This window comes from Flavobacterium sp. PLA-1-15 (genome assembly GCF_049060005.1).
GTDB lineage: Bacteria > Bacteroidota > Bacteroidia > Flavobacteriales > Flavobacteriaceae > Flavobacterium.
The window spans coordinates 25,361-49,953 of sequence record NZ_JBMGQS010000022.1; the positions used below are offsets into that span (position 1 = coordinate 25,361).

The following is a 24,593-nucleotide window of genomic DNA, read 5'->3' on the forward strand; positions in this document are numbered from 1 at the left end:
ATTTTTATAGAAAAAAGAAAATGAAAAGAATTCTCATTGGAGCAGTAGTGATTGTGTCAGTAATTTTGCTGTTCAAGTTTTGCGATTTCAAGAAAGACGAATCCAATATTGAATACAATACCAATCTTATCCAGCAACAAATCCTAAATGTAGGGAAACTGGTCGTTACCGAAGGTCATTTTTCAGAAGTACTTACCTATAAAGACCAGGACAAATACTTGATGGATATGATTTCGTTTGAGAAAAAGGCGCTTATCATTGTCAACGCTGATGTTACGGTTTCCTATGATTTACACGAAGTGAAATACGACATTGATGAGAAAAACAAGACCATTACCATCACCAATATTCCCGAAGAAGAAATCAAAATAAGTCCGGATATCAAGTTTTACGATATCCAACAAAGCAGGATGAATCCATTTTCAGGAGACGATTACAATAAGGTTAACAAAACCGTTCGAGCGAATCTGGAGAAAAAAATCGCAAAATCTACTTTAAAATCAAATGCCAAAAACCGTTTAGTCAGTGAACTTTCGAAGATGCTAATCTTAACGAATTCGATGGGATGGACGTTGAAGTTTGAAGGAAATATAATTGAAAAGGAAGCGGATTTGAATACAAATATCAAAGGTTGATAAACACAGATTCCACAGATTTACACAAATAGAATCTGCGTTAATCTGTGGAATCTGTGTTGAAATATTTTTAATTCACACTCTCCTTCTCAAAAATCAATTCCAATCCGTTTGAAATTAATTTATTCAATTCAGGGCGGTTTTCTTTCAGTTTTTCAAGGTGGATTAAAATTTCCTGCATCAATTCAGGTTCGTTTTTATCCTTTAAAATTTCTGCAATTTCAACCGACAGCAACCAATCTTTCGGATGTTCCGTTTTTAAAGTATGGAAGATATTTTTTAGCGAATCATTATTACTGTTGCCTTCACGGATATTTCGCACTTCACGATACAATTCTTCCAGATTAGAACGCTCTTCCGATTTTTTCGCCTTAATCGTTTTGCTCGACGGAACATGCGTAATCAGATCAAAACTGTTCACATCAGCCGGACCAGAAAACGCCGAAACAACTTTCTTTCCAACAGCCATATCGTAAATGCCCCATTCTGGCTTGAACAATATCGCATCACCATGTTTTACAGTGCAATTTCTAAAACTGATCAAGATAATTTCACCTTGAAGATTTCGCGAACCCGTGATGATTTCTCCACTAACGGTAATATCGCCTTCAAATTCAAGCGTAACCGTTTCAGCTTCATAAATATTATAGGCTTTCAAATCCCTCGGACTCATGTCTTCAATCGCAAGGTTTATGCCTACAAGTTTTCCAATCGGACTTCCAAAACCTTCTGCGTGCGTATTTGTTCCGTGGCCAACAAGCTCTTTTTCTCTCGAAGACAAAGCTGTTTTTCCAGTCGTTTGAATATAAATTGGTTTTCCTTCGTGTTCGATAACATTCGTAAAAACACCCGAAATTTGCAAACCAGTACTCAACTCGATTGTTCCCAAAGCATTCGAATCAATCAATTTTTGAATACCCGACAAACCTCCCGTTCTCAATGCCATCGTATTGGCAAACTCTTCCAAAACCTGATTTAAAAACGCAAAATCAGGCGTCACAAAAAGTTGAGGTTGCGGTTTCGTAATGTCAAAACTTTGCTCTGCTGCATCAAGCGAATAAGGGATTTTCTTCACTTCATCGGTCATGCACCAAGCACTTTCTCCAATCGAAGAAAGCAATCCCGCACCGTATATTTTTGGGTCTTCAACCGTTCCAATCAAGCCGTATTCAACCGTCCACCAATGCAGGTTTCGGATTTTTGCCATCTCAGACATTTCGCCCATATTGTTCTGCAAATCTTCTACCGCTTTTTCAGCAGCGTCAATTTCCTGTTGAGGTGTTCCTTCCGCTTCCTTCAAAATAGAAAGCAATCGGATCGCTTCATACATTTCATAATCCTTGTGCGATGAAATCGCCTTGCAACCAATCTCACCAAAACGACGCAAATATTCCGCATATTCTGGATTCGCAATAATCGGAGCGTGACCAGCACCTTCGTGGATGATATCCGGAGCCGGAGTATATTCAATATGCTCCAATTGGCGGATATCCGAAGCAATCACCAACACATTGTAAGCCTGAAATTCCATAAAAGCATTTGGCGGAATAAACCCGTCAACAGCCACGGCAGCCCAACCAATTTCTTTCAAAATTCGGTTCATACCGTACATATTCGGAATATTTTCAATCTCCAAACCCGTTTTTTTTAAGCCTTCCAAATACGAATTATGAGCTACTTTACTCAAGTAATCCACATTTTTTCGCATCACATAACGCCAAACCGCCTGATTTATCGGCGTATAATCCGCATAATCCTGAGGTTTTATAAACTGCTTTAAATGCTTTGGCAACCTGTCAATCAAAGGGTTACTTTCAAATGAATTTGTCATAACTTCAACGTTGTAGTTTGTCGTAAAGTTACGATTTTTTTTTGAAGCTGTTTCCGGCTTTCCATTACAATCTTTTCCCCGAAAACCTTTTTTTCTACGAACCGTCAGGAGCTTCCTCCGGTCGCTCTGCCGGTTCAAGAAAAAATAGGTTTTCACGAAAAAGGATTTCCATTTCAATCCGGGCTAGGGCAGTAGTAGTTAATTTGAAGATTTGAGTAAAAAGAAAACCGTAGTATTTCTACCACGGTTTCAATTTATTTTGAGAATATTTTATTCCATCACAGCATTCACAGCATTCACAGCCTTCACTTCCACAGGGGCTGGAGCATTCTCATCATATTCTGTTTCCTTCAAATCCTCCGTTTTTCTGCCCAATCGCACTTTTGGATTTTCTTGAGTTCCGGTTACTTTCATCGGTATTCCCAAGATTCCAAAAGGTGGTAATCCCAAACGCATTTTCAGATTCAGATTTCCGTCAAGGCTTGTCTGGCCTTCAAATCGAAGCCTGAAACCTGCCACTTTAATCTTGAAACGTTCAATGTTGATGATGTTGTTCTTGATGGTCGTTTTGATGTCCACTTTTGAAACATCCGGATTTTTAATCGCCTCATTTTCGGTTTGTTGCGAAACAGCATTCAGTAATTTGAAACCTTTCATTTTTACCTTCTTTACCGAAAGCGTTCCGCCACCATTCAACGACGGCATAATTGGTTGCATGTTATGGTCCAAAACGCCCGAAATTTTGTAATCCAAGCCAACAATTCCTTCTGCACTTTCTGCCGAAGAAGCAATTTCTTTGAACATCTTGATTTCGTTGTAAGCACGTTTGATGTCAAAATCATCGGCTACAATTTTATAGTCGAATTTGGCTTTTTGGGTACCTTCATTTTTGTAGAAAGCATCCATTTTTGCCACGGCATCAATAATATTCAATGTTCCGTTTTGCAACGATAAAGTTCCCTTATTGATTTTTACATTTCCACTTAAATTCTTCACCACCAAATCATCATACAAAACTTTTGAAGCATTGAAACGCATATTCAAATCCAGATTCGTCGGGATTTCAATCACAGTCGAAACCGTTTTTGGTTTTTCATCGTCATCGGCTGGATTGACTTTAATTTCCTCGGTCGGAATCAATTCGTTGATGTTCAATTCATCAGATGAAAAACTGAAATTCCCACGCAAAATCTGATTTTTCGCCAAGACAAAATTGATGGCATTCTCCACATAACCGTTCATCGTAACATTGGCTGAACCATAAACACCATTGAAATTTTGGAACTTCATTTGGTCCTGATTAAACGTAAACAAACCATTTTTGATGGTAAATGGTTTTGGCAGGTATTCACTTCTAGTGACAATATTTTTCAGTTCCAACGAACCGCTGTTTTTTAGTTTGCTAAAGTTTTTATTTGTAGCATCGCTCTGTCTTCCGGCAAGGCTCAAATCAGCTTTGATAAATCCGTCAAGTTCAAGTCCTTTCTGCGAAAAAACTTTATAAACTTTCGCCACATTGAGGGTTCCTTTTGCTTTTACATCATACAAAATATCATCAAAATTCTTGAAAGATGCCTTTACATCAAACGGTTCTCCTTCAAATTTAAATCCGGCTTGTGGAATTACAAAGGCGATGTCCTTGAAGTTCCCAGTCTTATTTTCCAGATTTGCCTTGATGTTGATGTTTTGAATCGGATTCGGATAATATTCTGTTTTAAGATACCCATTCGTTAGGTTGAATTTTCCGTTCGTTATAGGGAATTTTCGCTCATCCGCATTATACGTTCCATTCGCAACAGCATCAATGTTCAGCTTTCCTTTTACGACTAAATTATTGACTCCAATGGCTTTGTTGAGCATTTCCAAATCGATATTCGACTTGATTTTGCTGTTGATTGCAATAGATTTTCCTAATCCTTCGGTTTTTACGATTCCGCTGAAGTAATCCTTCCCAAGCACAAAATAAAGCGAATCGACGTTTACTTTTAACTTTGAAACATCCAAATCAGGCAACTGTGTTTGGAAATTCAAGTAGATTTTTTCGGCAGGATTTGGCGCTTTATTGTAGGCAACATAACCTTCTCTGACTTTCAGTCCAAAAGTTACACTCGGTTTTAAATTTTCCGAAGCGATGTATTTTCCTTTCAGGGTGAAATAAGCATCCGTTTTTCCTTTGATATCGGTCTTGCTCAACCACGTAATGAATTTTGGTGGAAGTGCCGTAAACAAATCGTGCAAATTGCTGTTTTCGGTTTTTACATTAAAATCCAATGCATAACCGTTCTTTAGAAAATCGAAACTGCCTTTAAATTCAACTGGAAGTTTGTTGATGACCAAGTCATTTTCAGCAAAAACGAATGAAAGCGAATTGGTGTTTATTTTCGTTAAAAGCTTCGCAGAAACTTTCTTGTTGGTAAGATATTCTTCCTTGTCAAATGCAAAATTCAAACTGGCAATCTCGGCTTTGGTTTCCAAATCAAAATTTGATTTTTCCAAATCGCCTTTTCCTGTATAATTGAATCCAGTTGCTTTGATGTTGATTTTGGATGCCAAATCATTGTAAATTAGAGACGTGTTTTCAATCTGAATGTGCTCTAATTTCATCGAAGCACTTTCGGAATTTGAAGTGGTTTCCTTGCTTTCGGATTTATAAACATTATAGTTGGCTTCTCCTTTTTTATTGACTTGCACATTGATTTTGGCGTTGTCAATATAAATTTCGTCAATGTTCATCTGACTTCCAAAAAGCAAACTCGGAATGTCGATTCCCAACCCAATTTCTTTCGCCGAAACTAGCGACTGTTCTTTAAAAGGTTGCGAACCGTTTAAATTAAAATCATTTAAAGTCAAGGTAAGTGAAGGAAAATGCTTGAAAAAAGAAAGCTCAGAATCAGAAAAATTTAGTTCACCATCCAAATTTTCATTGGCTAAAATCTTTATTTTTTCGGTTATGGTATCGGCGAAAATAATGGGCAATATGATGAGAAGTGCTAAGATAGTTCCGAGCGTAATGCCACTGATTTTTAATATCTTTAGCAGTAAAGATTTCTTTTTCTGTTCCACTTTTGTTTTGTTTTTGGACGGCAAAGTTACAATTAAAGACAAAAGAATTTAACATTTGGAACTAAAAAAAACCGTAATATTTCTATTACGGTTCGTAGTGTTTCTATCGAAAAAAAAATTATTTTTTCTTTGGAGGATATTGCTCTAAAATTTTAGTCACAAACTCCTTGATTCGTTCTTCTTTTTTATCATTGTTCTTGGTCAAATCGCCTTCGCCTTCTCCTTGCCAAATCATTTCTTTCTTTTTCGCATCAATCAAATCAATGAACAGCGTTCCCTCGGTAGAACGGGAAACAGAAGTTCTGTTACCTCCATACATCCAAGGATTCCAACCCCAACCCCAGCCGTAACCCCAACCCGCATTGAACGTATTTACGTCAACTTGCTCTCTGGATTTTGTAAAGATGTTCACCAACAAATCAGGATTTTCACTTTTGGTAAATCCTTTGGCTAACATTTGCTCTTCGATGGCGCGAAGAATTCTTTTCTTATCCAAATCAGAAACTTCCACTTTGTCGATCCCAGTCTTGTAGAACGCAAAAGTCTTGTATTGAGTGAAATCTACATTTTTGTCAAAGTCACTTGCCACTCTAACAGAAGCACAAGAGCCTAAAACAAGTAGCATTAAAACCGGTATAAATCGTAATATTTTCATAGCAAATTATTTAATTATTTTCTTTTTTCTCTTTGAAGCTGAGTACGATTGCAACAATGTTAATGATAATGGAACCATATAAAAGAAAAGGGTTTTTGGTAAAAATACCTATTGGTAGTAGGATACAGCCTAGAGCCAATAAATATACACTATTTCCTTTTTTCATATTTAAAACTAAAAATCTAAAATAGCATCGTCTACTAAATTAGGGATGGTCACTTTTAATAAAGGTTGCGTTTCCATTGCTCGTTTTATTGCAAAAATAGCACCGTCGTTTCGAGCCCAGTTTCTTCTGGAAATTCCATTGTTTACGTCCCAGAAAAGCATTGATTCTAAACGTCTTGAGGCATCTTTAGAGCCATCAAGAACCATACCAAAGCCACCGTTGATAACCTCGCCCCAGCCAACGCCTCCACCATTATGAATAGAAACCCAAGTGGCGCCTCTGAAACTGTCGCCAATGACGTTTTGAATCGCCATATCGGCTGTAAAACGAGAACCGTCATAGATATTCGAAGTTTCTCTGTAAGGAGAATCCGTTCCGGAAACGTCATGGTGGTCACGGCCTAAAACCACATAGCCAATCTCACCTCTGGCAATTGCTTGGTTGAAGGCTTCGGCAATTTTGATTCTGCCTTCAGCATCAGCATATAAAATTCGGGCCTGCGAACCCACGACCAATTTATTTTCTTGAGCACCTTTAATCCATTGGATATTATCGGCCATTTGCTGTTGGATTTCTTCTGGAGAATTCTTCATCATTTCTTCCAAAACATCGCAAGCAATCTTGTCGGTCTTGGCTAAGTCTTCAGGATTTCCTGAAGTACAAACCCAACGGAAGGGTCCAAAACCATAATCGAAACACATTGGTCCCATAATGTCCTGAACGTAACTTGGGTATTTGAATTCTCTTCCAAGAGTTGGATTTTCAGACATTACATCAGCACCAGCACGAGAAGCTTCTAACAAAAAGGCATTTCCATAATCGAAGAAATACGTTCCTTTTGCAGTGTGCTTGTTGATAGCTGTTGCGTGTTGGCGTAAGGTTCTCTGTACTTCCTGTTTGAATTTTTCAGGATTTTTAGCCATCAGTTTGTTTGATTCCTCAAAAGTATAACCTGTTGGATAATAACCGCCAGCCCAAGGATTATGCAGTGAGGTTTGGTCGGAGCCCAAATCGATGTGCAAATTTTCTTGGTCAAAACGTTCCCAAACATCCACCACATTTCCTAAATAGGCAATTGAAACCGTTTCTTTATTTTCCAAGGCGGTTTTGACTCTTGGAACCAATTCTTCAATATTTTCAAAAATTTCATTAATCCAACCTTGGTCGTGACGGATTGTGGTGATTTTCGGATTTACTTCTGCACAAACGGTTACGCAACCTGCAATATTTCCTGCTTTTGGCTGAGCTCCACTCATTCCTCCTAATCCAGAAGTCACAAATAATCCACCAGAAGGTGATTTTTTTATCTTTCTAAATCCGTTCAAAACCGTAATCGTAGTTCCGTGAACGATTCCTTGTGGTCCGATATACATGTAACTTCCCGCCGTCATCTGGCCGTATTGTGTTACTCCCAAAGCATTGAATTTCTCCCAATCGTCCGGTTTTGAATAATTTGGAATCATCATTCCGTTTGTAACCACAACTCTTGGAGCATCTTTGTGCGAAGGAAACAATCCCATCGGATGGCCTGAATAAATCGCCAACGTTTGCTCTTCGGTCATTTCCGAAAGGTATTTCATCGTAAGCAGGTATTGGGCCCAATTCGAAAAAACGGCTCCATTTCCGCCATACGTAATCAATTCATGAGGGTGTTGTGCCACGGCATAATCCAAGTTGTTTTGAATCATCAGCATAATTGCTTTTGCCTGTTCGCATTTTCCTGGATATTCCGATATCGGCCTTGCATACATTCGATAATCCGGACGAAAGCGGTACATGTAAATTCTTCCGTAGGTATTCAATTCGTCTAAAAATTCCTTTGCCAAAACTGCATGGTCTTTTGGTTCAAAATATCTCAAAGCATTACGAAGGGCCAGTTTTTTTTCTTCGTCCGAAAGGATTTCTTTTCTTTTTGGAGCATGATTAATAGCCGTTTCGTAAGGTTTTGGTTGTGGTAAAACCGATGGAATTCCTTGTTGTATTTGTTCTTGGAAAGTCATTTTTTAAGTTGCTAAGTTTTTGAGTTGCTAAGTTTCTAAGAAAGTAAACTCAATATGTTTTTTATAAAATTATTTTCAATTTAATTCAATCTAAAACGTCTAAAAATCTAAGAAGTCTTTTTGTTCGTTCCTGTTTTTTTATCATACCCATAAGGACAATGTCTGCAACCGCTTTTACAACAATAACCACGTTTTAGATGGTGTTTTTCGGTAAAACATTTGTAACCTTCGGGCGTATAATAAAAATCTTCGCCTTCAATTAATTTATTTTCCTTATTTTGCTCGTTCATAATCACAAAAATATAAACTTTACAACGAATGTTTGTTATCGTTACGAAATATTTAATTCCGAAAGGATATAATGGCTTGACGTTGTTCCCTTTTGTGATGCTTCGGAATAATTTCGACAAGGAAAATAAGGTGCTCATCAATCACGAAAAAATCCATATCAAACAACAAATTCAGCTGTTGGTTTTACCTTTTTTGATTTGGTATCTGCTCGAATTTTTGTTTCGATGGATGCAATTCGGAGATAAAAATAAAGCGTATCGGAACATAAGTTTTGAACGTGAAGCCTATGCAAATGAGCATAATTTGAATTATTTAAACGAAATGCGATTTTGGAATTTTCTTAAATACTTGAGAAATGATTGAAATAATACAGTCTGAAAATCAATTTGCTTTCAAAGACGAAAAACGAAATATAGATGTTTTCATCAAACGTGAAGATTTGATGCATCCTTTTGTTTCGGGTAATAAATTCAGGAAGCTGAAATACAATTTGCTTCAAGCAAAAGAAGAAAATCACTCGACATTATTGACATTTGGCGGAGCATTTTCCAATCATATTTCGGCAGTTGCAATGGCTGGGAAATTGGAAGGTTTCAAAACAATTGGAATCATTCGAGGTGATGAATTGGCAGATAAGATAGAAGAAAATCCAACGCTCAAGTTTGCTCAAGAAAACGGAATGCAACTCGAATTTGTTTCAAGAGAAGCCTATTCAAAGAAAACAGATGTTGATTTTTTAGAAAATTTAAAATTGAAATTCGGAGATTTTTATTTGGTTCCCGAAGGCGGAACGAATCCTCTTGCTGTTAAGGGATGTGAAGAGATTTTGACAAAAGATGATACTGCTTTTGATTATGTATGTTGTGCAGTTGGAACAGGCGGAACCATTTCAGGATTAATCAATAGTGCTCGTCCAAATCAGAAAGTTTTGGGCTTTCCAGCGTTAAAAGGGGACTTTTTACAAAATGAAATTCGTAATTTTGCCCAGCACGATAATTGGCAACTGATAAAGGATTATCATTTTGGAGGTTACGGGAAAATTACAGAGGAATTAGTGCTGTTTTTGAATCAATTTTCAGAGAAAACTAAAATTCTTTTAGATCCGATTTATACAGGAAAGATGGTTTTTGGCGTTATAAATTTGATCCAAAACAATTACTTTCCCAATAACTCCAAGATATTAATCATTCATACTGGTGGTATTCAAGGCATCGCAGGAATGAATCAGTTGCTCGAAAAAAAGAAATTATCCAAAATAAATACAGATGTTTAAAAAAATCCTATTCCTACTCACCATTCTAGTTTTCGTTGGCTGTAATTCATCCAAGAAATATGTTCGAACCACTAAAAAAACACCTCCAAAAACAAATAAATCGGTAGCGACTAAAAAGCCAGTTCCAACAAAAAAACCGGTCGCTACGACAAATTCTAATTCAACCCGACAGCAAGAAGTGATTGAATCTACTTCAAAAACTGTTGTTTATAGTGATGTGGTTTTTGGGTATGTTGAGGAATTCAAGAACGTAGCAAAAGGCAACATGAAAAGCTATGGTATTCCGGCAAGTATTATTCTGGCGCAAGGAATTTTGGAATCTGGAGCAGGAAGAGGCGATTTGGCCAAAAGATCAAACAACCATTTTGGTATTAAATGCCACACTGGTTGGACAGGAGAAACCGTACATCACGACGATGATGCTGAACAAGAATGTTTTAGAAAATATAATGATCCTGCCGAATCATACAGAGATCATGCGTTATTTTTAACTGGAAGAAGCCGTTATGCAAGTCTTTTTGAATTGGAAAAAGATGATTATGAAGCTTGGGCAAGAGGCTTGAGAAAAGCTGGATATGCTACTGATCCTAAATATCCTGAAAAATTGATTGGCTACATTGAAAGATACAATTTGCATCAATATGATGCGGAAGTTTTAGGGAATAATTTTGTTCCTTCTGAGAAAACAATCAAGCCTGTTCAAATTGCAGATCATCAGGTAGGAAATCTATATGAAGTGCAGAAAGGTGATACTTTTTATTCCATTTCAAAGAAATTTAATCTGACGGTTGACCAGTTGAAACAGAAAAATAACCTTTCCGATAATACACTTTCAATCGGACAAAAATTAATCGTAAAATAATTATTGGATTTAGATGTGTTCAATAAAAGAGAACAAAATCTGAAATCTGAAATCTGAAATCTAAAATGATATACCAAAGAAGTAGTCAGCTTTTTGCTGAAGCAGAAAAAGTGATTCCCGGAGGCGTAAATTCACCTGTAAGAGCTTTTAAAGCAGTAGGAGGAACGCCAATTTTCGTAAAATATGCACGTGGCGCTTATTTATATGATGAAGACGATAGACGATTAATCGATTATATCAATTCTTGGGGACCAATGATTTTAGGGCATGCGTATGAGCCGGTTGTAGAAGCCGTAATCAGCAGAGCCAAATTGGGAACTTCTTTCGGGATGCCTACCGCTTTGGAAACTGAAATTGCAGCTTTGGCAGTAAACATGGTGCCAGGAATTGACAAAATCAGGTTTGTAAATTCAGGCACGGAAGCTTGTATGAGCGCCATTCGCTTGGCAAGAGGCTTTACCAATAGAGATAAGATTATAAAATTTGCAGGCTGCTATCACGGCCATTCTGATTCCTTTTTGATTCAGGCGGGAAGTGGAGCTGTGACTTTTGGTTCGCCAAATAGTCCAGGTGTAACGGCTGGAACTGCGAAAGATACGTTATTGGCAAATTATAATGATCTAGAATCAGTGGAAACTTTAATCAATGCTAATAAAGGTGAAATCGCATCGATAATCATTGAGCCAGTTGCCGGAAATATGGGCTGTATTCCACCACAAAAAGACTTTTTGGAAGCTTTGAGAAAGCTTTGTGATGAGAACGGTATCTTATTGATTTTTGATGAAGTAATGACGGGTTTTCGTCTTGCAAAAGGTGGAGCGCAAGAGTTGTATAATATTCAAGCCGATATTGTTTGTTTTGGAAAAGTAATCGGTGGTGGTTTGCCAGTTGGTGCTTTTGCCGCTCGAGAAGAAATCATGAATTATTTGGCTCCAATTGGACCGGTTTATCAAGCAGGAACATTGTCTGGAAATCCGTTGGCTATGGCGGCTGGTTTGGCAATGCTGCAGGCTTTGAATGAAGATAAAGAGATTTTCAAAAGATTAGAAGAAAAAACAGCTTATTTGGAAGCTGGGATTGATAGGGTTTTAAAAGAAAATAATGTAATATTTACGATCAATAGGGTAGGATCAATGATATCGGTTCATTTTGATGCCGATCCAGTTGTTGATTTCAAAACGGCTGGAAAAGGAGATAATCCTTTGTTCAAGAAATTCTTCCACGGACTATTGAAAGAAGGTGTTTATATCGCGCCGTCAGCTTATGAAACTTGGTTTATAACAGATGCTTTAAGCTACGAAGATTTAGATTTTACAATAGAAGCGATACGAAAAGTATCAAAATCATTCTAAAAAAAACGTCCTGAAATTCAGGACGTTTTTTTATAAGATGAAAATTATTATTTTGTCAATTGAGCAAACAATTTGGTGTTCGCTTTAAATTTTGCAAAATCTTCAGTTCCCAAAAGCTCTTCAAGTCTAGAAATAACAAATCCGGAAAGAGCATCTTTTCTATCTTGAGATAAGCTTGCCTCATTAGCCAAAGACCTGTGTTTTGTTTCGAAAGTTTTGATGATATTTGCTTTTGTAGACTCATTAGTTATGCTAACAATCGCATTTAAAGCTGTAAAATCTTTCTGAGCAGCCTCTAAGGTTGTCAATTCTTTAGCAGGAATTGCCTTTGCAGGAGTTGCTTTTACAGGAGTTGCTTTTACAGGAGTTTTTTTAACCTGAGCACTTGCTCCAACAGCAAGAAAAAAGGCCAATGCTACAAATATATTTTTCATAATTGATAAAGAATTAGTTTTTTAGTTGTGTCAAATCTAATTAATTTTAGATAAAGACACAACATTTATTTTCTATTACTTCTTCTCAATTTGTTTTCCTTCGAATTTTTTCAGATCCTTTCTAAAGTGTTTTCTTCTATCTTTCTTCATTTTCTCCCATTTTTCAACTTGTTCAGGAGTAAGTACTTTTTTTACTTTTTCTTTCATTGCAATTTTCTCATCCAACATTTTGTTTTTCATCACAAATCGTTCATCGGCTGTGAGTTTTTTGTTGCTGGTTTTTGTAGATTTGAAATCAGCCTTTGCAGCTTCACGCTTACTGTTTTGTTCAGCAATAATTTTTGACATTTCCTTTTGCTGAGAAGCAGTCAAATCTAGTTCGAGGGTCAATTTTTTTAACTGTAATTCATTTCTTTGTTCAGCTGTAAATTTTTCATTGTCAGCTCTGTCTTGTAAAGAAACTTTTTCTTGCGCAAAACCAGTCATTCCAACTAGTAATAATGCACCTGCAATTAATTTTTTCATTATGTAATTTTTTAAAGTTATACCACTTTGACATTCGATATAAAAAAAGGTTTAATGAATGTTTAAATTTTCGTTTTGTTAAATTCGATTAACGGCACAAAACAGCAGTTAAACAGCTAGTTAATATTGTCTTAGATATTTGAAAAGATGTAACTTTGTAGCCGAAAACCCCACATTCAATATGAGAAAAAGTTTAGTTGCACTTTTAGTAGGTGCGTTCGTTATTTTGCAAGCCTGTCAGAGTGATGACATCAATTCAGTAAACAATCAAGAACAAAAAGTAATTCTTGATACAGATATTCAAAAGCTCTCCAAGAGAATGAATTTTGAAAATTCTGGAGTCATTAATTTGTCAGCTGATGCTAACCTTGCGGCAAAGGATGGAGGTTCTTCGTCAGATTTCCCAATGTCATTGCTTGCAGAGGTCAATCCTCCAACTTATTCTGGGATAACATTGACAGCTTCACATGTCGATGTTAAAGATAATTATGTTTACGTTTCATATAATACTCAAGGTGATGTTTATTTAGGTGGAATTGATGTTATCGATATTTCTCAGCCTAATAATCCTCAATTAATTGTTCAGGCAATTTTACCCAATACAGATATTAGTACTGTTGTTTATCGTGACGGTCAGCTCTATATTGCAGGAGCGACTGATGTTGATAGTAATGGAACTTTATCATCTCCTGCTTTTGTGGCCAAGATGCCACTTCAAAACGGAATGCTTACTACTAATTATACTTCGGTTTCATTGGTAGGGAATGTAGCAACAGGATTGGCTGTAGCCGATTCAAAATATTTTGGTGTTTCAGGAAATAATGGAGTTGTTGCTAAAATTGACAAGACTACCAATACAATTGAAACTACGATAGCAATAGCTGATTTAAGAGCCATGGGACACATCAATAATAAAATTGTTGTATTGAGTGGATCTGAAGGTGTGAAAGTTTTTAATGCAGATAATTTGTCTTTGCAATCTTCTTTTTCTACCTCTTCTGATGTTTTGGATGCAAAAAGAACAATTGATTTTCAAGGAAATAATTTACTTGTTTCTGAAGGTTATCAAGGTTTGAAGGTATATAACCTGACTTCTGGAAGCCTATTGCAAACACTATCTCTTCCAAACGGTTTGCCTGATGTAGATCAGAATGATGTGGTTACAAATGCAGTTTCTGTAAACGGAGATTTCGTATATGTTGCCAACGGTGCTGCGGGGGTTTATGTTTATAAAAAAGTTAGCGGAAACCTGAATTTATTAGGGTCAATCCAATTAGGAGGATCTTCTAATTATGTAAAAAGTGTTGGCGATTATATTTTTGTTGCAACAGGTACAGGTGGTTTAAAAATCATCAAAAAAGTGACCGTCTCTTCTATTGATTGTACAGGTTTTGCTGCTTACAATGGAGGGCAATGGTTGAATGTGAACTCAGGAGAAACGTTGAACTATCAGGGTTCTGCGGCTTTGCAAGGTATTAACGTAAATCAAAACTTAACTTTCTGCGGATCATTATCTGTTTCTCAACAATTAAATGTGAATAGCAACGGAATTTTTACTTTAAAAGGTTCATTGGCTCAAGGCCAAAATGGTAGTACGACAATGCATGTGAATGGTACTTTTAGAGTAGAAGGTAGTGTCGTAATCTATGGTAATTTAACATTAAACAGTGGTGCAAAATTGGAGTTCTTAGGTCCAAATTCTTCCATCACTGTTCACGGTAATGTTGCAAAGAATGGCAACGTTACTATTACAGGAACTTATACAGATGTGCTAAACAAATTGAATTAATTTTTAATCATTGATAAAAAAACGGGACTCAATTGAGTCCCGTTTTTTTATTATTAAGTTGAATTATTATCCAACCAATTCCACAATTTTTGAATCGCCATCCACTAAAACTTTAGTCAGGCCTTGTTTAGAAAGGTTTTTCATGGCAGCATCCCATTTTTTTCCGCTTAAACCAGATGCCATTTTTAGGCCACCCAATTCCATTTTACTTTCATTGGATTTTAGAAGTGTAATAACCAATTTTTCTTCCTCTGTGAGCTCCACTTGTTTCTTTTCTGGACGCATCTGTGGGAACAATAAAACCTCTTGAATCGAAGCATTATTTGTTAAATACATAATCAAACGATCCATTCCAATTCCCATACCAGAAGTTGGCGGCATACCGTATTCTAAAGCTCTAAGGAAATCTTCGTCGATAATTCCATTTGCTTCATCATCACCTTTTGCGGCCAGACGCATTTGATCTTCAAAACGCTCTCTTTGGTCAATTGGGTCATTCAATTCAGAATAGGCATTTGCAATTTCTTTTCCGCAAACCATCAATTCAAAGCGTTCCGTCAAGTCTGGATTATCACGGTGCTCTTTACAAAGCGGAGACATTTCTTTTGGATAATCAGTAATGAAAGTTGGCTGAATGTAATTTCCTTCACATTTTGCACCGAAAATTTCATCAATCAATTTTCCTTTCCCCATTGTATTATCTACCTCAATTCCCATTCCTCTTGCGGCTTCAAACAATTCTTGTTCGGATTTTCCAGAAATGTCAAAACCAGTAAAGTGCTTGATAGAATCGGTCATTGTAACACGAGCATAAGGCGCTTTAAAGTTGATTGTATGCTCGCCAAAAGTCACTTCGCTTGTTCCATTTACGGCAATTGCACAGTGTTCAAGCAAGCCTTCGGCAAAGTCCATCATCCAATTGTAGTCTTTGTAGGCTACATATATTTCCATTGCGGTAAATTCAGGATTATGCGTTCTGTCCATTCCTTCGTTACGGAAGTTTCTAGAAAACTCATAAACACCTTCAAAACCACCAACAATTAATCTTTTTAAATACAATTCATTTGCAATTCGCATATAAAGCGGAATATCAAGCGAGTTGTGATGTGTAACAAACGGACGTGCAGCGGCGCCACCAGGAATAGATTGCAAAACCGGTGTGTCAACTTCAAGATATCCAGCATCATTAAAATAACCTCGCATTGCAGTAAACAACTTAGTGCGTTTGATGAAAGTTTCCTTAACATGCGGATTTACTGTTAAATCTACATAACGCATTCTGTAACGCAATTCAGCATCATTAAAGGCATCGTGCACTTTTCCATCTTCGTCAACCTTAGGTAAAGGCAACGGACGTAACGTTTTGCTTAAAACAGAAAAATTATCCACTCTGATACATTGAGCACCTACTTTTGTGGTAAATAATTCACCTTCAATTCCAATAAAATCACCTAAATCGGTCAATTTTTTGAATACTTGGTTGTAAAGTGTCTTGTCTTCTTCTGGACAAATCACATCTCGGTTCAGATACAATTGAATACGACCTTCACTGTCTTGCAATTCCGCAAAACTGGCTTTCCCTTGATCGCGAACACTCATCAAACGACCTGCAACAATCACCTTCTTGCCTTCTTCAAAGCTTTCCTTTATTTGCTTCGAAGTGTGGTTTACTGGAAATAAATTCGCAGGATAAGGATTGATGCCGAGTTCGCGGAGAGCAGAAAGTTTTTCTCTCCTGATGATTTCTTGTTCCGATAATGCCATTTTGATGTAATTTTTGAAGTTGCAAATGTAACGCATAAGTTTTAAAGCCGCAATGTTTCAAACGGTTGGATTTTTGAATTAAAAAAGAGCTATCGGTTAAGCTAACATCCAAAAATGTTAATGAGAGGTTAATGAAGGAAACTCTAGATTGATTGTGGAATTTTTTCCGTTAGTTTATGTCAGAAAAATACTCGTCGATGAAAATAAATCTATTCAAAGCATTTTTCGTATTGTTTTTAGCAACAAGCTGTCATTTCAAGGAAGATATTTACATCCATGAAGACGGAAGTGGCAGGATTGAGGCTGAATGCCTTCGAGATGAAAATATTTATATGCAGTCTATGGAAGAGGAATACTTCACGCATGAAGAATTCACCGATTCGACTTATGTGGTAAAGGATGTCATTGAAAAAGAAAAGGAAATCTTTTCACGGTTCCTGCCAGAACATCAGGCGTTGATGAGAAGATATGAAAATGTAAAAGTTCGTACTAAAAAAGATTCTTATGCAAAGGATTATAGGAAAATGGTTTCAATGGCTTTCAAAAATATAAATGAAGTTGAAGATTTGACTAATGTCTATGATTATGTGGATGATTTACAGCATAATTATCCTATGAAACCTGAGGGAAAGCGGACGCATTTGAATTATACATTTGATGGAACAATTTTTAGACGGAATTTTAAGGTTTTGAATCAAGCACGATATGATGAATACAAAGAAACCATTCAAAGCTACAAGCAGGTTTTGAATATTTCGAATTTCAGTTATACGGCGAATTACCATTTTCCAAGAAAAATAAAATCGGTTTCGAATCCGGATGCTTTATTGTCTGCTGATAAGAAAATGTTGACTTTAAAAATGTCCGCAATTGATTGCTTGGATAACCCTGAAATCGCATTTTTGGAAGTGGTGCTTGAAAAGTGATTCCATTCGATTTTAAATCGTAATTTTGCAACATGAACAAATCAGTACAACTTCAGGATTTAGGATTAAAGGATTACAACGAAACTTGGCAATATCAAGAAGGCTTGTTCAAAGATATTGTAGATTTGAAAATCAGAAATAGGAGGGAACAAACCAATTTCGAAACACCGAATCATTTTTTGTTTGTAGAACATCCGCACGTTTATACTTTAGGAAAAAGTGGCGACTTCACGAATTTGCTTTTGTCGGAAAAGCAATTGGAAGCAAAAGGGGCTACTTTTTATAAGATCAATCGTGGTGGCGATATTACGTATCACGGTCCAGGTCAAATTGTGGGTTATCCGATTTTTGATTTAGAAAATTTCTTTACCGATATTCACAAGTATTTGCGTTTCTTGGAAGAAGCTATTATCTTGACGCTTGCCGATTATGGTTTGAAATCTACCAGAAGTGAAGGAGAAACGGGTGTCTGGCTCGATGTAGGTACTCCATTTGCCCGAAAAATCTGCGCCATGGGTGTTCGTGCTTCGCGTTGGGTAACGATGCACGGCTTTGCATTAAATGTAAATGTTGATTTGGGTTATTTTGATAATATCATTCCTTGTGGTATTCGCGGAAAAGCAGTTACTTCCTTAAATGTGGAGCTTGGCGTGGAAAAAGTTGACGAGGCTGAAGTAAAGGAAAGAATCCTAAAGCATTTTGCACAACTCTTCGAATGCAATTTTGATTTGCAACCAGCTGTGTCTAATTTATAAATCCAATTCTAATTGTTCGGATAATAATCGAAAACTCATTCGATGGTATTTTGTTGTGCCGTATTTTCGAATGGCTTCCCTGTGTTCTTTGGTCGGATAGCCTTTATTTTGTTTCCAATTATACATTGGAAATTCCTCATGGATTCTATTCATATATTCATCCCGATAAGTCTTTGCTAAAACCGAAGCGGCGGCAATACTCGTATATAGAGAATCTCCTTTAATAATACAGCTGTGTGGGATATTGGCAACTGGTTTAAATCGATTTCCGTCAACGATAATATATAAAGGAGTCGTTTTTAATTTCGAAATGCATTCCTGCATTGCTTTTATGGAAGCATTTAAAATGTTTATTTCATCAATGATTACGGGTTCGAGATGAGTTACAGAATAACAAATTGCTTGTTCTTCTATAATAGGCTTTAAAAGTTCTCTTGTTTTTTCAGATAACTGTTTGCTGTCATTTAGAAGTTGATTGCTAAAGTCATTGTGTAATATTACAGCTGCAGCCGTAACCGGTCCTGCTAGGCAACCACGTCCAGCTTCATCAGTTCCGGCTTCAAATTCAAATTCTGAGAAATTATTTAGTAGCATGTGTCAAAAATATAAAACAAAATCTTAATGAAAACATCTTGTTAACTTAATTTATCAAAACTATTAAATCCATAATTTATGTGCGTTTTAAAGAGGTTGTAATATTTTTTTTTGATAAATGATTGAAATTTACGCAACCTATTTAAAATTAAATCATCTCTATAGAGAATAATGTAGCGAATCAATCAAACTTTTGAAGAGTTGCCAAAAGTTAATTTTCGTATTATTCAAAGGAAATATTTGTTTAATTAAGAAATTATTAAGAAGTTTGCGAGATAACTAATTCAAATTAAATTTTATATGAGATCGAAATTCAAATGGATTTTTGCGCTTTTATTAGCGTTTTCTATGCAGTTTTCGTTTGCACAAGAAAAAACAATCACAGGTATTGTTACAGAGAAAGGGATGCCTTTACCGGGTGTTTCTGTTGTGGTAAAAGGCACTACAAATGGTACGCAAACTGATTTTGATGGTAAATATTCTATCAAAGCAAGTGCGGGACAAGTTATTGAGTTTTCCTACCTAGGCTTTAAAACTCAATCTGCTACCGTTGGCTCTTCAAATTCAGTTAGTGTAACTATGGAAGAAGATGACGCTATTGGTTTAGGTGAGGTAGTAGTAGTAGCTTATGGTACTCAAAAGAGAGAAGCTGTAACGGGTTCTATTGGTACAATCAGTGCTGAAGTAATCGGGCAACAGCAAGTAACTTCTCCTCTAAAAGCGTTACAGGGAACTGTAGCTGGGGTAAGTATGGTTACTGCAGGTGGTCAGCCAGGTTCAAATCCACAAATTAGAATTAGAGGTTTTGCCAGTTTAAGAGCTGGTCAAGATCCTCTTATTGTGGTGGATGGTGCTCCATACAATGGAAATCTGAATTCTATAAGCCAGGATCATATTGAGTCTATGTCTGTTCTAAAGGATGGAGCTTCTGCTTCTCTTTACGGAAGTAGAGGTGCTAATGGTGTTATCATCGTAACCACTAAAAAAGGTAAGAAAGGTACTGCTCCAAGAATCAATATCAGATCTCAAGTAGGGGTTTCAAGTTTGGCGGTTGGTCTTCATGATATGGTTGGAACCGAGCAAAACATGAAATTAACATGGGAAGCTCTTAGAAATACAAATATGGATTTGGGTCAAAGCAGCACTACAGCGGCATCAAATGCTTCTGCTGGTTTGATTGATAGATTAGGATATAATCCTTATGGTGTTGCTAATCCTATCAATTCTAACGGAGAATTGGTTCCTGGAGCACAATTGTTGTGGGAAACAGATTGGCAAAAAGAATTGACTAGAAGAACTATGTTGAGAACTAACCATAGTTTTGATATCTCTGGTGGTGATGATAAAACGACATATTTTATGTCTGTTGATTATTTGAAAGAAGATGGTCCAGTGATTACTTCTGCGTTTGAAAGAATCTCTACAAGATTAAATGTAGAATCTCAAGTTTCAAATTGGTTGAAAGTGGGAATAAATTCAAGTTTTTCTTACTCTAATTCAGGAAATCCAGATCAAACTTCAGGATCTACAACTCAGGCTATTGGTTGGATTTATAATCTTTCAAGCATTTATCCTTTGTATCAAAGAGATGCAACAGGAGCTTTGGCTCTAGATGCAAACGGTGCTTTGCAATATGATTTTGGAAATCTAGTTGGGCAATCTGTAAATGCAACAAGACCAGTAAATGGTGGAGAGAATGCAGTTGCAAACATCTTTTTAGGTAAAGAAAGAGAAAGAAGAACTTCTTACTTAGGGTCAGTTTTTGCTGAAGCAAAAATATTCGATTCGTTGACTTTCAAGACTAGATTGAATTATGAAAACTATTTGTTTGATTCATTCAGTTTTAATGATGATTTGTTCGGAGCAGCTGCTCCTGTTAGTGGAAGGGTTTCTCAATCTAGAGATATCACCACTACTTTAAATGCTGTAAATGGTCTTCATTTCAACAAAGATTTTGGTAACCACAACTTGGCAGCAGATGCTATGATTGAAGCTTACACAAGAACTGGTGATACTATGCTTGCTCAAGGAACTGGGTTTTTACCAGGACTTTCAAATTTAACAAGTGCTACAGTTCCAGAAAGTGTTTCAGGATTTGTGGGACAAAATAAAATTTTCAGTTATATCGGAAGGTTAAACTATAACTATGATGATAAATATTTTGTAGAAGGAAGTGTTAGACGTGACGGTACTACAAGATTTGATAGAGCTGCTCGTTGGGGTACATTCTACTCTGCTGGTGGTGGTTGGATCATTTCTAGAGAAGCATTCTTGGAAAACAGCAAATACATCAGTTATTTGAAATTGAGAGGATCTTACGGAGAAATGGGTAATCAGGAAATTGATAGATTGTTTGCTTATCAATCTCTTTTTGGTTCAGGTTGGAACAATGAAGGAATTTCAGGAGTATTATTGAGTGGAGTTTCTGATTTAAATATCAAATGGGAAAAAACAGCACAAACTTCTGTTGGTTTAGATTTTGGATTGTTTAACGATAGAATTACAGGATCTTTTGATTATTACAGAAAAAGTTCTGTGGATTTGATATTAGATAAGCCACTTCCTATCTCTTTTGGTGTTGAATCAATAGATACAAATATTGGTAAGATTGATAATACAGGTTTCGAGGTAGTATTAAATTCTACTAACGTTGAGACAAAAGATTTTACTTGGAAAACAAGTATCAACTTTTCAAAAAACAACAATGAGATTAAAAAATTGGTTACCGATAGTCCAATTCTTAGCGGAAGTAAGCAATGGTTAGTAGGTTATTCTGCTTTTGATTTCTTTATCGAAGAATGGGCTGGAGTTGATCCTGCTGATGGAGCTGCAATGTGGTTCAAAGACATCAAAGATGCTGAAGGAAATGTTACAGGTAGAGAAACTACAAAAGTATACTCTGAAGCTACAAGAGGATATCATGGTTCTTCATTGCCTGATTTTGAAGGAGGTTTTACATCAAATGTAAGATACAAGAACTTTGATTTGAATCTTATTTTCAACTTTAGTGTAGGTGGTCAAATTCTTGATACTGACTATTCTAGTTTGATGAATGGATTTGGTTCTCCAGGTGGTAATGCGCACCCAGATAACCTAAACAGATGGCAGAATCCAGGAGACATTACTGATGTTCCAAGATTGGTTGCGGGTAATAATAACGATAATGCTAGATCAACAAGATTCTTGTTTGATAATGATTATTTGAGATTAAAGAGTTTAACATTAGGATATAACTTGCCTTCTGATATGGTTAATAACATTGGTTTTAGCAATGTGCGTTTCTTCGTTCAAGCTGATAACGTTGTAACATTCCAATCTCACAAAGGAATAGATCCAGAACAATCTTTTGGAGGTACTACAGCTTTTAGATCTCCACAGTTTAGAACTGTTTCTACAGGTGTAACGTTGTCATTCTAAATAAATAAAATAGTATTATGAAAAAAATAAATTTGTTTAAAAAAGGTATTCAATTTGCCTTTATTCTTGTAAGTGCTCTTGTAGTGACTACAAGTTGTTCAGATGAGTTCTTGGACGAACCAAAGGATGAATCAGCTTTGACAAGTGATGTGGTGTTTTCAAGCAAAACATTGGCAGAGTCATATATTACTGGTATAATGAGAAGATATAGAGGACAATATACTTCTACAGATTCAGGAGGTTTGTATTCTTTGTTCTTCGCAAGATCTATGAAAGGTAACGACTTGATTCAGGCCGATAACTGGTATGCATTTGATTATGTGCATGAAAATAGAGAGCCAAACTACAGAAGAACTGTTTTCAATTGGAGATTTAACTATGAAATTATCTTCCATGCAAATCAGTTGATTTCTGGAGTAGAAAGAAGTAATTTACCAGAATTGGAAAAAAAGGAGTTAATCGCTGTTGGTAAAGCTCTTAGAGCATACCACTATTTCCAATTGGCTTTGGATTATGCACCTAACTATACTTCAAATCCTACAGCTGCAAAATTGCCTATCATGTTAGGACCAGTAACAGGAGATACACCTGGAGCGCCAGCTAGTACAACTCAAGAAGTTTATGATTTGATTAAAACAGATTTGCGTGAAGCGATTGCTGATTTACCAGAAACTAGATTAGGTAAGAGTTATATCAATAAATCTGTTGCTAATGGTATTTTAGCACAAGTTTTATTAGTTACTGCTGATGATTGGCAAGGAGCATCTGATGCTGCTGTTGCTGCATACGGTGGAAATGCTGCAGCTGCTGTAGTGTCTACAAACTGGGCAGGTGGCTTTAACGATATGACTGATCAGGATTGGTTATGGGCTATGTACCAAGATAACGTTGAAACAACTTATTATTTTGCGGCTCCTCACTCAATGATGGATCACTTGACATTGTCTTATCAAGCAACTTATGTGAACTCAGTGTTTGTGAATCAATTTGCGGATACAGATATTAGAAAGAAATTTTTTGACATCTATGGTGTGGCAACTCCTTGGAGAAAGTATGTAACTACAAAGTTTGCTTTTACTTTCGATGCAGATATTCCAATCATGAGAAAATCTGAAATGGTCTTGATCGATGCGGAAGCTCAATTTAACTTGAACAACCCTGAAGGTGCTAAAGATTTATTGTTTGCTTTGCAATTGGATAGAAATCCAGCTGCTGTAAGATCTACTGCTACAGGTGCTGCACTTTTGGAAGAGATCTTGTTAGAAAGAAGAAAAGAGCTTTACGGTGAAGTGGGTGTAGAATTTATGGATGCTAAACGTTTGAGAAGATCTATAGTTAGAGATAATGTTCATAGAGTGCAATTGACAGTTCCTGTGGATAGCCCATTGTTTTACTTAAAAGTACCACAATTAGAGATTGATGCTAATATTAATATTGAGCCTTCAATCAATAACGAATAATTAAACATTAAAATATTTAGTATGAAAAAAATATCTTTATTATTGTTGTTTCTTTCAGCAGGACTTTTTCTAAGCTGCGAAGAAGACAATAGCCCTACAGTTGTACCTCATATATCTTTTGAGAATGATGGAATATTTGGTTTTGATCCAGGTGCTACTACTGCAACCCACGAAATCAAAGTTTATGCTACTCAAGCTTCTGGTTCTGATAGAGTTTATAGCTTGGTTGTTAATCCAGATTTAACTACTGCTACTCCTAGCCAATATACTTTGCCTGCAAGTGTAACAATTCCTGCTAATTCAAGAGAAGGTTCATTTACTTTAACCATGAAATCTGCTAGTATTGGAAAAGTTTTAGCAATTGATTTTGTTGATGCTGATTTTATGGATGGTACTTTTAAAGGAGCTGCTCCTTTGATGTTGACACCTAAAGTTGTATGTCCTACAAATGATTTGGTTCTTGAATTAATTCTTGACCAATACGGTCAAGAAACAGTATGGGAACTATACGAAGGTACTAACGTAGTGGCTTCAGGTGGTCCTTATACTCAAGGAGCTGCTGGTGTTACACAACCTAAAAAAGAATTCTCTTTCTGTTTGCCTGATGGTGATTATAAATTTGTAATCTATGATTTATATGGTGACGGAATGAATTCCGGAGCCGGTGCAGGTTCTTTCTTATTGCGTAATGTAGGTACTGGAAAAAAATATGCTGAAGGTGGTACATTTACAGATATGTTAGAGTTTTCTTTCTCTTTGCCAGATCCGGCAAACTAATAAATTCTAATAATTAGTTAAAAA

General features: G+C 36.4%; 20 protein-coding genes. 11 read left to right on the forward strand and 9 right to left on the reverse strand.

Translation table 11 applies throughout. The features are described from left to right. Positions 1-20: 20 nt before the first annotated feature. The gene (locus ACI6PS_RS12425; protein WP_421012894.1) at positions 21-635 is read left to right on the forward strand and encodes a DUF4230 domain-containing protein; all 615 of its coding nucleotides are present in this window, start codon (positions 21-23) and stop codon (positions 633-635) included. 70 nt (positions 636-705) lie between these two features. On the opposite strand, the gene ACI6PS_RS12430 is transcribed toward ACI6PS_RS12425, so the two are convergent. The 5 genes from ACI6PS_RS12430 to ACI6PS_RS12450 form a co-directional block, all read right to left on the reverse strand. Continuing rightward, complete coding sequence (locus tag ACI6PS_RS12430) at positions 706-2,466, reverse strand: aromatic amino acid hydroxylase (RefSeq protein ID WP_421012895.1); 1,761 nt, start codon at positions 2,464-2,466, stop codon at positions 706-708. A gap of 270 nt (positions 2,467-2,736) precedes the next feature. After that, entirely contained in the window at positions 2,737-5,571 is a 2,835-nt protein-coding gene (locus ACI6PS_RS12435; protein ID WP_421012896.1) for an AsmA-like C-terminal region-containing protein, read from the reverse strand. 76 nt (positions 5,572-5,647) lie between these two features. Further along, positions 5,648-6,184, reverse strand: coding sequence for a DUF4136 domain-containing protein (locus tag ACI6PS_RS12440; protein WP_421012897.1), 537 nt, complete (start codon positions 6,182-6,184; stop codon positions 5,648-5,650). A 174-nt stretch (positions 6,185-6,358) separates the two neighbouring features. Beyond that, a complete protein-coding gene (locus ACI6PS_RS12445) occupies positions 6,359-8,350 on the reverse strand; it encodes a urocanate hydratase (protein WP_421012898.1) in 1,992 nt (663 codons plus the stop codon). 107 nt (positions 8,351-8,457) lie between these two features. After that, positions 8,458-8,640, reverse strand: a complete 183-nt coding sequence (locus tag ACI6PS_RS12450) for a DUF5522 domain-containing protein (RefSeq protein WP_421012899.1) — start codon at positions 8,638-8,640, stop codon at positions 8,458-8,460. Between the two features lie 28 nt (positions 8,641-8,668). Here ACI6PS_RS12450 and ACI6PS_RS12455 point away from each other — a divergent pair, with 28 nt between their 5' ends. The 4 genes from ACI6PS_RS12455 (at position 8,669) to hemL (ending at position 12,128) form a co-directional block, all read left to right on the forward strand. Beyond that, the gene (locus ACI6PS_RS12455) at positions 8,669-9,004 is read left to right on the forward strand and encodes a hypothetical protein (RefSeq protein ID WP_421012900.1); all 336 of its coding nucleotides are present in this window, start codon (positions 8,669-8,671) and stop codon (positions 9,002-9,004) included. Then, positions 8,997-9,914, forward strand: coding sequence for a 1-aminocyclopropane-1-carboxylate deaminase/D-cysteine desulfhydrase (locus ACI6PS_RS12460; protein WP_421012901.1), 918 nt, complete (start codon positions 8,997-8,999; stop codon positions 9,912-9,914). Before ACI6PS_RS12455 ends, ACI6PS_RS12460 begins: the two co-directional genes overlap by 8 nt. Then, complete coding sequence (locus ACI6PS_RS12465; protein ID WP_421012902.1) at positions 9,907-10,776, forward strand: glucosaminidase domain-containing protein; 870 nt, start codon at positions 9,907-9,909, stop codon at positions 10,774-10,776. Before ACI6PS_RS12460 ends, ACI6PS_RS12465 begins: the two co-directional genes overlap by 8 nt. Positions 10,777-10,841: 65 nt before the next feature. Continuing rightward, the gene (gene hemL / locus ACI6PS_RS12470; RefSeq protein ID WP_421012903.1) at positions 10,842-12,128 is read left to right on the forward strand and encodes a glutamate-1-semialdehyde 2,1-aminomutase; all 1,287 of its coding nucleotides are present in this window, start codon (positions 10,842-10,844) and stop codon (positions 12,126-12,128) included. A 47-nt stretch (positions 12,129-12,175) separates the two neighbouring features. Here the strand turns inward: hemL and ACI6PS_RS12475 are convergent, their stop codons facing one another. Both ACI6PS_RS12475 and ACI6PS_RS12480 read right to left on the reverse strand, forming a co-directional pair. After that, on the reverse strand, positions 12,176-12,562 hold the full coding sequence (locus ACI6PS_RS12475) for a hypothetical protein (protein WP_421012904.1): 387 nt from the start codon (positions 12,560-12,562) through the stop codon (positions 12,176-12,178). A gap of 75 nt (positions 12,563-12,637) precedes the next feature. After that, the gene (locus ACI6PS_RS12480) at positions 12,638-13,087 is read right to left on the reverse strand and encodes a hypothetical protein (RefSeq protein WP_421012905.1); all 450 of its coding nucleotides are present in this window, start codon (positions 13,085-13,087) and stop codon (positions 12,638-12,640) included. A gap of 181 nt (positions 13,088-13,268) precedes the next feature. On the opposite strand from ACI6PS_RS12480, the gene ACI6PS_RS12485 reads away from it, so the two are divergent. Further along, positions 13,269-14,876, forward strand: a complete 1,608-nt coding sequence (locus ACI6PS_RS12485; RefSeq protein ID WP_421012906.1) for a hypothetical protein — start codon at positions 13,269-13,271, stop codon at positions 14,874-14,876. Between the two features lie 66 nt (positions 14,877-14,942). Here ACI6PS_RS12485 and lysS read toward each other — a convergent pair whose 3' ends face one another. After that, entirely contained in the window at positions 14,943-16,640 is a 1,698-nt protein-coding gene (gene lysS / locus ACI6PS_RS12490) for a lysine--tRNA ligase (protein ID WP_421012907.1), read from the reverse strand. 197 nt (positions 16,641-16,837) lie between these two features. On the opposite strand from lysS, the gene ACI6PS_RS12495 reads away from it, so the two are divergent. Further along, positions 16,838-17,566, forward strand: coding sequence for a hypothetical protein (locus tag ACI6PS_RS12495; protein WP_421012908.1), 729 nt, complete (start codon positions 16,838-16,840; stop codon positions 17,564-17,566). A 32-nt stretch (positions 17,567-17,598) separates the two neighbouring features. Next, complete coding sequence (lipB, locus tag ACI6PS_RS12500; protein WP_421012909.1) at positions 17,599-18,321, forward strand: lipoyl(octanoyl) transferase LipB; 723 nt, start codon at positions 17,599-17,601, stop codon at positions 18,319-18,321. On the opposite strand, the gene ACI6PS_RS12505 is transcribed toward lipB, so the two are convergent. Then, positions 18,316-18,915 carry a ribonuclease HII gene (locus ACI6PS_RS12505; RefSeq protein ID WP_421012910.1) on the reverse strand — a complete coding sequence of 200 codons (600 nt, stop codon included), beginning with the start codon at positions 18,913-18,915 and terminating at the stop codon, positions 18,316-18,318. The two genes, lipB and ACI6PS_RS12505, sit on opposite strands and share 6 nt — an antisense overlap. A 300-nt stretch (positions 18,916-19,215) precedes the next feature. Here ACI6PS_RS12505 and ACI6PS_RS12510 point away from each other — a divergent pair, with 300 nt between their 5' ends. From ACI6PS_RS12510 to ACI6PS_RS12520, 3 genes are all read left to right on the forward strand, one after another. Next, positions 19,216-22,332: a SusC/RagA family TonB-linked outer membrane protein gene (locus tag ACI6PS_RS12510; RefSeq protein WP_421012911.1), complete on the forward strand. Its 3,117-nt coding sequence runs from the start codon at positions 19,216-19,218 to the stop codon at positions 22,330-22,332. 83 nt (positions 22,333-22,415) lie between these two features. Then, a complete protein-coding gene (locus ACI6PS_RS12515) occupies positions 22,416-23,792 on the forward strand; it encodes a RagB/SusD family nutrient uptake outer membrane protein (protein WP_421012912.1) in 1,377 nt (458 codons plus the stop codon). Positions 23,793-23,813: 21 nt separating this feature from the next. Continuing rightward, on the forward strand, positions 23,814-24,569 hold the full coding sequence (locus ACI6PS_RS12520) for a hypothetical protein (RefSeq protein WP_421012913.1): 756 nt from the start codon (positions 23,814-23,816) through the stop codon (positions 24,567-24,569). The last annotated feature ends 24 nt before the right edge of the window (positions 24,570-24,593 follow it).